This window comes from Streptomyces sp. CB02959, from assembly GCF_002803155.1.
In the GTDB taxonomy this organism is placed as follows: Bacteria; Actinomycetota; Actinomycetes; order Streptomycetales; family Streptomycetaceae; genus Streptomyces.
The window spans coordinates 1-10,672 of sequence record NZ_NNBP01000069.1; the positions used below are offsets into that span (position 1 = coordinate 1).

Annotated in this window: 9 protein-coding genes and 2 tRNA genes; 7 read left to right on the forward strand and 4 right to left on the reverse strand. The window is 71.8% G+C overall.

The window, feature by feature from the left end:
- From CG747_RS46470 to xerC, 5 genes are all read left to right on the forward strand, one after another.
- Positions 1-1,199 (forward strand): FtsK/SpoIIIE domain-containing protein (locus CG747_RS46470; protein ID WP_100607903.1); only part of this gene is annotated, 1,199 nt, incomplete at its 5' end.
- A 48-nt stretch (positions 1,200-1,247) separates the two neighbouring features.
- Positions 1,248-1,979, forward strand: a complete 732-nt coding sequence (locus CG747_RS46475) for a DUF2637 domain-containing protein (protein WP_100607904.1) — start codon at positions 1,248-1,250, stop codon at positions 1,977-1,979.
- A 141-nt stretch (positions 1,980-2,120) separates the two neighbouring features.
- Positions 2,121-3,593 carry a replication initiator gene (locus tag CG747_RS46480; RefSeq protein WP_100607905.1) on the forward strand — a complete coding sequence of 491 codons (1,473 nt, stop codon included), beginning with the start codon at positions 2,121-2,123 and terminating at the stop codon, positions 3,591-3,593.
- The gene (locus tag CG747_RS46485) at positions 3,575-3,757 is read left to right on the forward strand and encodes a helix-turn-helix domain-containing protein (RefSeq protein ID WP_100607906.1); all 183 of its coding nucleotides are present in this window, start codon (positions 3,575-3,577) and stop codon (positions 3,755-3,757) included. Before CG747_RS46480 ends, CG747_RS46485 begins: the two co-directional genes overlap by 19 nt.
- Positions 3,757-5,040 carry a tyrosine recombinase XerC gene (gene xerC, locus CG747_RS46490; protein ID WP_100607907.1) on the forward strand — a complete coding sequence of 428 codons (1,284 nt, stop codon included), beginning with the start codon at positions 3,757-3,759 and terminating at the stop codon, positions 5,038-5,040. Before CG747_RS46485 ends, xerC begins: the two co-directional genes overlap by 1 nt.
- 101 nt (positions 5,041-5,141) lie before the next feature.
- On the opposite strand, the gene CG747_RS46495 is transcribed toward xerC, so the two are convergent.
- The 4 genes from CG747_RS46495 to CG747_RS46510 all read right to left on the reverse strand — a co-directional run bounded on the left by CG747_RS46495 (position 5,142) and on the right by CG747_RS46510 (position 7,416).
- Positions 5,142-5,214, reverse strand: a tRNA-Arg gene (locus CG747_RS46495).
- A gap of 133 nt (positions 5,215-5,347) precedes the next feature.
- Positions 5,348-6,025 (reverse strand): HD domain-containing protein, encoded by a 678-nt coding sequence (locus tag CG747_RS46500; protein WP_100607908.1) that lies wholly within the window; start codon positions 6,023-6,025, stop codon positions 5,348-5,350.
- Between the two features lie 83 nt (positions 6,026-6,108).
- Complete coding sequence (locus tag CG747_RS46505) at positions 6,109-7,125, reverse strand: GlxA family transcriptional regulator (protein WP_257981230.1); 1,017 nt, start codon at positions 7,123-7,125, stop codon at positions 6,109-6,111.
- Positions 7,126-7,325: 200 nt separating this feature from the next.
- Positions 7,326-7,416 (reverse strand) — tRNA-Ser (locus CG747_RS46510).
- Positions 7,417-7,699: 283 nt separating this feature from the next.
- Between CG747_RS46510 and CG747_RS46515 the strand changes: the two genes are divergently transcribed.
- Both CG747_RS46515 and CG747_RS46520 read left to right on the forward strand, forming a co-directional pair.
- Positions 7,700-8,251 (forward strand): SSI family serine proteinase inhibitor, encoded by a 552-nt coding sequence (locus CG747_RS46515; RefSeq protein WP_100607910.1) that lies wholly within the window; start codon positions 7,700-7,702, stop codon positions 8,249-8,251.
- Positions 8,252-8,442: 191 nt separating this feature from the next.
- On the forward strand, positions 8,443-10,672 hold a 2,230-nt coding region (locus CG747_RS46520; RefSeq protein ID WP_257981231.1), incomplete at its 3' end, for a PAS domain-containing protein.

The window sequence follows — 10,672 nt, forward strand, 5'->3', positions numbered from 1 at the left end:
CCCGGAAAGACAACAGCGTCTCAGGCAAGACGCCGAAGCCCCGGGTCCTGACACCCGCGCTGAAGGTGAAGCCGGACAGGTTCGGGGTCGTGGCGCGGGCGAACTGCCTGCCCAAGGTGGGCCTGGAGGAATTCCAGAAGGCGGCGCCGTACCTGGCTGACGCCTGGCGCTGCGCCCGCGTCTCCGTCCTGCCTGATGGTCCGGGGCAGGTGATGATCCGCGGCGTAAGGGTTGATCCCCTGCTGACCCCCACCGACCACGTTCCGACGGGAGAGGCGCCGGAAGACCTGGCGACCTGGCTTCTGGGCGTGGACGAGTACGCCCAACCGGTGACGGTGGGCTTGAGCAACGTGCCGGGCGTGACCATCGCCGGCCTCCCCGGGTACGGAAAGACCTCCCTGATCAACAAGTTCATCTGCGACTGCGCTCCCGCGCCGGAGATCCAGTTCGCGGTAGCCGACGGGAAGGTGTCGGGCGCCCACGAGGGTGACTACGCCGACCTGATGGACCGGCTGTTCGCCTTCGTCGGTGACGATCTGGAAGAGGCGAACGGGCTGTTCAAGCGCCTGGTCAAGCTCCGCCGGAAGCGCTCGACCAGCATCCAGGAGGTGCTTGGCGTCAAGAACATGTGGCACGTCGGGCCCTCGGAGAACTGGCCGCTGACGGTGCTGATCATCGACGAGGCGCACACGTACTTCCGCGACTACAAGGGCAATGACCCGGCCACCAAGAAGTTGGCCGCCCTGGCGTCCGAGAACGCCCGGCTCGTCGAAGACCTGGTGAAGAAGGGCCGTAGCGTCGGCATGCTCGTCATCCTCGCCACGCAGAAGAGCACCGGGGACGCCATCCCCACCTTCATCCGCGACGTGTGCCCGGTCGGCCTGAGCTTCGCGCAGAAGACCGCCGAAGCCTCCGTTGCCGCGCTGGGCGAGGACATCCGCAACTGGCCGGACGCCAACCCGGTCAACCTGCAAGACCCTTCCTACGTGGGCGTCGCCTCCATGACGGCACAGGACCGTCCCGGCTTCACCCGCATCCGCACCCCGTACGTGGACGATGCGCACGCCGCCAAGATCGCCAGCGACACTGCCCACCTCACCTACGACCCGCAAATCCTCCTCGACCACTACGCCGGGGCCTACCTCGAAACGGGTGTCGACCTGGACAAGGGAGAGGGGAGCCGCCCCGAAGCAGCCTGACTCCAACTGGCCGGAATCTGAACTCACTTGGAAGGAGGTGAATCCTCAATGTCTGAGGCTCGGATCACTCAGCGCACGGTGACCGTGGTCATGGGCATCATCGCCGCCCTGGCGTTCGTCTTCTCCTTCGGCAACGTCTGGACGCTGGCCCTGCGCCTGGGCGTCCCCGGCCCCGTCGCGCCCGTCATCGCCCCCATGGTCGACCTGTCCGTCGTCGGGCTCCTGGTGGCCCTGCGCTACCTCTCCCTGCGTGGCGTCCCGCCCGAGCAGATGAAGGCGGCCACGCGTCTGATGCACGTCTCCGGCCTGCTGACCCTGGCCCTCAATGTCGCAGAGCCCGTCGTCGCCGGGCACTACGGTCGTGCTGCCGTGGATGCCGTGGCGCCCCTGCTGCTCCTGGGGTGGGGAACGGTCGGTCCGCAACTCCTGCGTTCCTTCCACGCGGTTGCCTCCAGCGCCACCGCCCCGGCCACGACTGCTCACGCAGAGCCGGTCGAAGAGCCTGCTCCGCGCCCCATCGGCCAGGAACCTGCCTCGGCACCCGCGCACTCCGTCGCCCCGGAACCGGCCCCGGCCGCTCCTCCCGTCGCCCCGGCCCCCGCCGCGACCGTGCCTGCGCCCGTACCTGCGGTCAAGGTCCCTGAGCCGCTGCTGACCGAAGCACGCTCCATCGCCGCGTCGCACACCGCCGAACACGGCGAACCCATCACCGCGGCTCAGCTCAAGAGGCGCCTCGGCATCGGCCTCCCCATGGCCACCGCTCTCCACGCCGCCCTGTAGGCCGCGTTCCCCGCCGGCCTCCGGCACACCCCTTCTCGCCCCCTGGGCCAGCCCTGCCATGCCTGCGGGCAGCAGCTCCGCACCGGATCGCTGCTGCCCGCAGGCCCCGACCCTCACGCCAGAAAGGACTTCGGGCCTCTCATGCACCGCCCCCTCGACCTGAGCCACGTGATCAGCCCCGGCCTGCGGGACCTGGTCGAACTGGCCAACAACCACGGCTTCGACCGCGTCAACGAACAGATCCGCAACCTGCGCGGCTGCTCCAGCCCCATCAACCTCCAGGGCTGGAGCACCACCGCCGACCGGACCACCGGGGAAGTGATCCGCTCCTACCGCTCCGAAGACGAACCGTCCGGGCGCCTGCTGACCACCTGCGGCAACCGTCGCGCCTCCCGCTGTCCCGCCTGCTCGCGGCTGTACGCAGCGGACACCTACCACCTGATCAAGGCCGGCCTTTCGGGCGGCAAGAAGGTCGCCGAAACCGTCCGCCAACACCCCCGCGCCTTCGTCACCCTCACCGCCCCCTCCTTCGGGCCCGTCCACAACCGCGAGACTGACAACGGCACCACCCTCCGCTGCCGCTGCGGCACCCACCACACCGAGAACGATCCGGCGTTGGGCACACCGCTCAACCCGGCCACCTACGACTACACCGGCGCCGTGCTCTGGAACGCCCACGCCGGAGCCCTGTGGGCCCGCTTCACCACCTACTTGCGCCGCGCCCTGGCCGAACTCCTCATGACGACACAGAGCGCGCTCAACGCCGCGCTGCGCCTCTCCTTCGCCAAGGTCGCCGAGTACCAGAAGCGCGGCCTGGTCCACTTCCACGCCGTGATCCGGCTTGACGGACCTGACGGCCATTCCTCCCGGCCCCCGTCCTGGGCCACCTTCCAGGACCTCCGTGTCGCCGTGGGGATGGCCGTCAAGCGCACCCGGCTCACGATCGAGTCCGATGCCGTCGGCGAACGCGTCATCGCCTGGGGCAAGCGCTTCAAGGTCGACCGCATCACCGCCCTGGCCGACGGCGAACTCACCGATGCCAAGGTCGCCGGGTACATCGCCAAGTACGCCACCAAGAACGCCGAAGGCGCCGGCACAGTGGACCGCACCCTCGTGTGCCGCCCCTGCTCCGGACGCGGCTACGTGCGCGGCCCCGACCGCTTCCACGACCTGTGCGCCGACTGCGAGGGCACCGGGCAGGCCGAACTCCTCGCGTCCCTGGCCGTCCAGCAGCACGTCCGGCAGATGATCCGGACCGCCTGGGCCCTCGGCCACCTCCCGGAGTTCGCAGACCTCAAGCTCTGGAAGTGGGCCCACATGCTCGGCTTCCGCGGCCACTTCTCCAGCAAGTCCCGGGCCTACTCCACCACCCTCGGCGCACTCCGCGACGTACGCCGCGCCTGGCGCCTCGCCCAAGCCGAAGCGGCCCGCGCCCGCGCCGGCCTTCCTGCCACCGGCGACAACACCACGCTCGTCACCGACTCCTCCTGGACGTACCTCTCCTCCGGCTACCGCCCCGGCGAAGAACTCCTCGCCGCACAGACCCGCCACGAGATCGAGCACCAACGCCGTTTCCGACACGAAGAAGGTGACCTGTGCCTACCTCCCTCCTGACCGTCGACCAGGTCGCCGACCGGCTCCACGTGAGCCGCTGGACGGTCTACAACCTCATCCGCTCCCGCGAGTTGGCCTCCCTCACCGTCGGCCGCTGCCGCCGCATCACCGAAGCCGCCGTGGACGCCTACATATCCCTCCGCACCGAACAGGAAGCCGCCTGATGGCCAAGTCGAAGAGGAACGCCAACAACGAGGGCACGATCTACCAGCGCAAGGACGGACGCTGGGAGGGCAGCGCGTTCGTGCTCGCGAGCGATGGCACGTACAGGCGGCGCAGCGTCTACGGAAAGACCTGGGACGACGCCCACGAGAAGCTGACCAAGCTCAAGGCCAACTCCCTGAACGGTCTTCCGGTGGCCGCCACCAAGATGTCCCTGGACGAGTACCTGACGTACTGGCTGGTCAACGTCGCCCAGGGCAAGGTCCGCAGGACGACCTACGTCAATTACGCGTCGCTGATTCGCAACTACGTCACCCCGGACTTCGGCAGGAAGAAACTGGCCCGGCTCAGCGCCCGCGACATCCGCGCCTTCCTCCTGAAGACCGCTGCCACCTGCCAGTGCTGCGCGCAGGGCAAGGACAAGAGCCGCCCGGAACACAAGCGGCGTTGCTGCGCCCTCGGCCAGTGCTGCAACAAGCTCCCGTCCGACCGGACCGTGCGCTTTCTGTTGGTCCTTCTGCGCGCCGCCCTCCAGCACGCCGTGCGCGAGGACGAGTTGCCACGCAACGTGGCCCGGAACGTCGAGCTGGGCATGGGCACCAGGCGCGAGATCGAACCCCTCACGACTGAGGAGGGGCGTCGGCTGCTGGCTGCGGCTCGGGACAACCGGCTGTGGGCCGCGTACGAGCTGGCGGTCCGCATCGGCCTGCGACGCGGTGAGCTGCTGGGGCTGCGCTGGTCAGACGTCGACCTCTACGAAGGCGTCGTCACCGTTCGGCAAGCGCTTCAGCGGGTCGGCGGTGAACTGCTGATCGTCGCGCCGAAGACGCAGCGCTCTGCCCGTCGCGTGGCACTGCCGCCCGAGTGCGTGACGGCGCTCCGCGCTCAACGTGCCCAGCAGATCGCGGACCGGAAGGCGGCTGGAGACACCTGGAAGGGGACGGAACACGGTCTGGTCTTCACCACGAAGAACGGGACTCCCATCGAGCCCCGCAACCTGAACCGGTCCTTCGAAACGCTCTGCGCCCGCTCCGGGATCCGCAAAGTCCGGTTCCATGACCTGCGTCACACATGTGCTTCCCTGCTCCACGAGCGGGGCGCCGACGCTCGCATGATCATGGAAGTCCTGGGACACAGCTCCATCCGCGTGACCATGGACGTCTACACCTTCGTCCGCCTCGACTCCCAGCGCTCCGCGTTCGACCGCGTTGGGGACGCGCTGAGGGGTGACGGCACCCCGCCGGACGATGACGACGGTGCGGCCGGCGCCCTGGTGACCGACTGACCACCCCCGCATCAGCCGTTGAAGGCGGTTGCCGTCAAAACTGCCGTCAACGCATACGCCAGAGGCCCCGTCGATTTCTCGACGGGGCCTCTGACCTGCTGTGCGCTCGGCAGGATTCGAACCTGCAACCTTCTGATCCGTAGTCAGATGCTCTATCCGTTAAGCTACGAGCGCTTGGCTTTCCGGCGGTTTTTCTTGCCGGTCGGCGTTGCGAGAACAACATTACATGACCTGCGCCGTTAGGCGAAATCCGATTGCTGTACCCGTGCTGACCTGCGGAAATGCCTGTGCGCCCGGTTGTGGGGGGTCAGGCCGGCCAGGGCGAGTCCTCGATGATCCGGACGAAGTTCGGGCGGGTGTAGTCCGCTTCGAAGCGGTCCAGGACGTCTGCCTTGACGTTGCCGAAGGCGGTCTGGGGGCGGTGGGCCAGTCCGGCGTGGAAGGCGCGCAGGATGCGGGGCTTGAAGTCGGGGCGGGGGTGGGCGGCTACGACGGCCTCGCGGGTTTCCGGGGGCAGGGTGTCGTAGCCGATGCCGAGGACGTCGAGTTCGACGCCGGCCGTGACGAGGGCGACCTCCGGGGCCATGTGGTGCGGGATCTCCGGGGTGGTGTGCAGGGCGATGCCCTCCCAGACGAGGCGGGCGCGGTCCTCGGGGATGCCGCGGGCGGTCAGGAAGGCGCGGGCCTCGTCGGCGCCGTCGATCTCGAAGCGCTGCTGGGAGGTGCGGAACTTCTCGGTGAGGCCGAGGTCGTGGAAGAGGGCGCCCACGTAGAGCAGCTCGGGGTCGAAGGTCAGGTTGTGCCGGCGGCCGTGGTGGGCGCCGAAGAGGTAGACGCGGTGCGAGTGGTGGTAGATCAGGTCGTCGGTGACGTCGCGGACCAGTTCGGTGGCCTCGCGGGCCAGCCGGCTGTCCGGGACGGGGATCCCGGCGAGGGAAGAGGAGGAGGGGGAGGAGGGGGTGGAGGGGGTGTTGTTGGGGGTCATGGAGGGAGCGTCGCGCGGTGGGGGTGGGTGGCGCCCGGTGTGTGGGGGCCAGGTGGCCCACAGATGGGGACATGCGGGGGTGGTCAGCGGGTGGTGGTGTGGAAGCGGGAGCGGTAGGCGGAGGGGGTCACGCCCAGGCGGCGGAGGAAGAGGCGGCGGAGGGACTCGTCGCTGCCGATGCCGGTGCGGCGGGCGGCGGCGGTGACCGTCTCGCCGTTGGCGAGGAGGGACTGGGCGGCCTCCAGGCGTACCGCCTCGACGTAGCCGGTCGGGGTGGTGCCGGTGTGCTCGCGGAAGAGCCGGGTGAGGTGGCGGGGGCTGACGCCGGCCCGGGTGGCGAGCGCGGTGTTGGAGTGGTCGGCGGCCGGGTCGGCGGCGATCGCGTCCAGGAGGGCGCGCAGCACGTCGTGGCGGGGCCGCGGCGTGCGGGCGGGCACCGAGAACTGCGACTGGCCGCCCGGCCGCTGCATGAAGACGACCAGGTCGCGGGCGACCTCGCGGGCGAGGTCGGAGCCCTCGTCGGCCTCCACCAGGGCCAGTGCGAGGTCGATGCCGGCCGAGACCCCGGCGGAGGTGAAGAGCTCGCCGTCCCGGACGTACAGCGCGTCGGGGTCGACGGTGAGGGTGGGGTGGCGGGCGGCGAGGGTGGCGGTGTGGCGCCAGTGGGTGGTGGCCCGGCGCCCGTCGAGCAGTCCGGCCCCGGCCAGCGCGAACGCCCCGGCGCAGACCGAGGCGACCCGGCGGGAGCGCCCGGCGAGGGTGCGTACGGAGTCCAGTAGGCCGGGTGGGAAACGGCCCTGGGTGAGTTCCTCGGCTCCGGGCACCAGGACGGTGTCCAGGGGGCCGGCGGCGATGTCGGCCACGGCGGCGTCGACCACCAGGCGGGTGCCCGAGGCGGTGGTGACGGTCCGGCCGTCGGGGGAGCAGACCTGGATCGCGTAGCGGCCGCCGAGGCGGGTGGCGGAGCTGAAGACCTCCAACGGGCCGGTGATGTCGAGCAGTCGGGCGCCTTCGAAGGCCAGCATCACGAGGGTGCGGGGGGCGGGGCCGGGCCGCTCGGGCGCGGACCGGGGCAGGCGCGACGGCCTCGGCAGGGGCATGACGGGCAGCGTAGGCGGCCGAGGCGGCGCACGGCGGGAGCGGGCGGCGGGCGGCGGGCGGCGGGCGGCGGGACACCACCGGCCGGTGAAGGTCTCGGACAGAAATCCGGTGCCGGTCGTCGGGCAGAGGACCGGTGCCTGCCGTCGGGCATAAAAAACGAGCCCGGTCGTGATCGACCGGGCCCGGGGTGATGCAAGAGCGGAGGCGGAGGGATTTGAACCCTCGATGGGTGTTAAAACCCAAACCGCATTAGCAGTGCGGCGCCATAGACCGGACTAGGCGACGCCTCCACACACCTGATGCGCGTGAGCGCGATGTGGCGTGACCAGATGATGACACAGCTCGGTGGCTCGTCACCAATCGCCCCCTACGGTACTAGGCCCGCGGGCCACCCGGCAAAGACGTTCCTGCGGCGCAACGTAGCGGGCGGCGGAGCGTTAAGAAGTCGGGGCGGCACGGTCGCGCGCCGCGTCGTGCGCCCCCGGCGGGTACGGACCGCGTACCGCCGAGCCGTCCCGCACGGGCCGGTGCCGCGCCGTGCGGACCGCCCGCCCTCGCTCTCAGGAGCCCGTGATGTCCCGTCGCCGGATCACGTCCCCGTTCCGCTCCCGGTCGCTGCCCCGGTTCGCCGCGGTCCTCGCGGCCGCCACCGCTGCCGTGTGCGCGGTGCCCGCGCTCGTGGTGGCGCCGGCCGCCTCCGCCGCCCCGATCCCGCTGCCGTACCACCACGACGTGCTGCCGTATCTGGGGCACTGGGCGCCCGACGCCGACGCCGACGCGCTCGGCGGGCGGCGCGGGGACCACCTCACGATCACCGTCACCCGCTCCGGTTCGGACCGCACGGACGGCAGGTTCGAGCTGTACTGCCATCCGCGGGGCGGGAACCACTTCGACGTGCGGCGCGCCTGCGACCGGCTGGACCGGATGACGCGGTGGGGCAAGGACGCGTTCGCCCCCGTGCCGCAGGGGGCGCAGTGCACGATGATGTACGGCGGTCCGGCGCGGGCGCACGTCACCGGGAGGTGGGCGGGGCGCCCGGTGAACGCCGACTTCCGGCGCACCAACGGGTGTGAGATCGAACGCTGGAGCCGCTTCGAACCGATGCTCCCGTCGACCGTTTCCTGACCCGGTTCGTGCCGGAGTAGCGCGTCAGATCAGGACGAGGGGCACATGTCGGGCGTGCGGCGAGTCGCGTCGGGGCGCGGCATTACTGGGTCGTCATCCGCCTCCGCGTCCCCGGCATGTGCCCGTAGACTCCATCCCAGCGATCCGCCATGGTGGATCGGCAAGGTGCGGTAACAGGGAGGAAGCGTCGCGTGAGCAGCAGGCCATCCCGAGGCGCTGCTCGCCTCGCAGCCATACTGGACGCCCTCCCCGACGCGTTGTTGCTGGTCAACTGCAACGGCACGGTCGTCAACGCCAACGCCATCGCGCTGGAGGCGTTCGAGGCCCCGGGGACGGCGCTGGTCGGCCGCGGACTCCTCGACCTGCTGCCGTCCTTCGACTCCAAGCGGATCCCCGGTTCCATGCGGCGCCGCGACGAGGACGTGCAGGAGCGGACCCGGCCGACGCGGATGGTCGCGCGGCGCACCGACGGCACCGAGCTCCTGGTCGAGGTGACCAGCGCCAACTTGGAGGACGGCCGCACCCCGTACGAGTCCGCCTTCGAGGCGGCCTACGCCGACCACCGCAACGGCTACACGGGCGACGAGCTGCTGATGCTCGTGGTGCGCGATCTGACCGGGACGCTGGACACCGAGACCGAGCTGGCGCGTCAGCAGCGGCAGACCGAGATGATCCTGCGGGCCGCGGCGGAGGGCGTGGTCGGTGTCGACTCCGAGGGCCGGGTGGTCCTCGTCAATCCGTCCGCGGCGCAGATCCTCGGCTACCGGGCGAGCGAGCTGGGCGGCAAGGAACTCCACCCGCTGGTCCACCACTCGCGGGCGGACGGTTCGTCGCTGCCGTGGGAGGACACCCCGCTCGCCGACACCCTCAAGTCCGGCCGCAAGCACCGGGTGCGCGGGCAGGTGCTGTGGTCCAAGGACGGCCGGTCGGTCGCCGTCGACCTGACCACGGCGCCGGTGCGGGACGGCGACCAGTTGGTGGGCGCGGTGATGACGTTCACCGACCGGCGGCCGTACGACTCTCTGGTGGCGCGGCACGCGCAGTTGCTGGCCGTCGTGGGGCAGTCGCTGCGCGGGCCGCTCGCGGAGCTGGGCGGCGAGCTGACCACCCTCGCCTCCGATCCGGCCGGGCAGTTGTGGCCCGAGGCGAACCAGATCCTGCACCACCTCGCGGCCGGGCACGCCCGGATGACGACGCTGGTGGACAACGTCCTCAGCTACCAACGGCTGGACTCCGGCAAGGAGAAGCTCAACCGCACCAAGGTGTCGCTGGACCAGGTGGTCGCGGCCGGTGTGGAGGGCGCGGTCGAGCTGATCGGGCCGGGCCGGGCGCAGTTCGCGGTGCACGCGCCGCCGATAGCAGCGCTGGTCGACGCGGAGCGGCTGGCGCAGGCGCTGTCGCACCTGATCGCGGACGTCGCCGGGGTGGACTCCACGGGCCGGCACCCGGCCGGTGACGGTGCCGCCGGGCCGGGCGGGCGTCCGGTGCCCGGCGACTCGACGATCGTGGTGGCGGCGGCCAAGCGCGGCGAGGTCGTCCGCATCGAGGTGCGCGGGCCGTTCGGCGGCGGCGATCCGGTCCACGGGCCGATCGTCCGCGGGATCGTGCGGATGCACGACGGGTTGATCCAGACGCACAAGGTGCCCGGTGGTTCGGGCGCGGGCGGCAGCGCGTACGTGCTGGAGCTGCCGGTGCTGATCGACGAGCCGGAGCCGGCGGCCGACGAGGCGGCGGCCGAGGGCGCCGAGGCGCCGGACGGCGACGCCGACGGGGACACCGCGGCCCCGGGCGGTCCAGGCACGGACGGCCGCGGGCAGCCCGGCGCCGGGGAGCCGGCCGCGGCTGCGGAGGCGAAGAACGGTACGGACGGCGGGCAGCCGACCGGACGGCGGCGGGCCCGGCGGGCGGGCGCGGAGCCGGGTGCCGGGGCCGACGGTACGCAGGGTGCGGGGCTCGCGACGGGCACCGAGGCGGGGCCGCCGAGCGGTCGCCGCCGGGCGCGGCCGGCGACGGAGGGCTCGGCGCTGCCCGCGCTGCCGTCCGGGGCCTCCGACGGAGCACCGGCCGGGCGGCCGGCTCCCGGTCTGACGCCCGCGGTGAGCCCGGCACTCGGTCCGGTGCCGCCGCAGGGCCAGCCGCAGCCACAAGCACAGTCCCAGGGGCAGCGTCCGGGCCAGCAGCAGGGTACGCAGGCGGGGCGGCCCCAGGGGGCGGCTCCGGGGCGCCTTCCGGCGCTCGCGCAGGGACCCGTACCGGCCGCCGGCCGACGGGCCCGGCGGACGCTGGCCGAGGCGCCCGAGCGGCCCGGCGAGCCGGCCCCGTCCGGTGCGGGCGGGTCGCAGCAGTCCGGCGAGCGGGCCGCCCAGGCCCCGGCCGGGCCGCGGTCGCCGTTCGCGCTGCCGCCCGCCGCGGCGGACCGGG

Bases quoted from the DNA above. Each gene is read 5' to 3' on its own strand.
- CG747_RS46515 (WP_100607910.1), top strand. From the start codon at position 7,700: ATGTCCCGTCGCCGGATCACGTCCCCGTTCCGCTCCCGGTCGCTGCCC.
- CG747_RS46500 (WP_100607908.1), bottom strand. From the start codon at position 6,025: ATGACCCCCAACAACACCCCCTCCACCCCCTCCTCCCCCTCCTCCTCT.
- xerC (WP_100607907.1), top strand. From the start codon at position 3,757: ATGGCCAAGTCGAAGAGGAACGCCAACAACGAGGGCACGATCTACCAG.
- CG747_RS46475 (WP_100607904.1), top strand. From the start codon at position 1,248: ATGTCTGAGGCTCGGATCACTCAGCGCACGGTGACCGTGGTCATGGGC.
- CG747_RS46480 (WP_100607905.1), top strand. From the start codon at position 2,121: ATGCACCGCCCCCTCGACCTGAGCCACGTGATCAGCCCCGGCCTGCGG.
- CG747_RS46505 (WP_257981230.1), bottom strand. From the start codon at position 7,125: ATGCCCCTGCCGAGGCCGTCGCGCCTGCCCCGGTCCGCGCCCGAGCGG.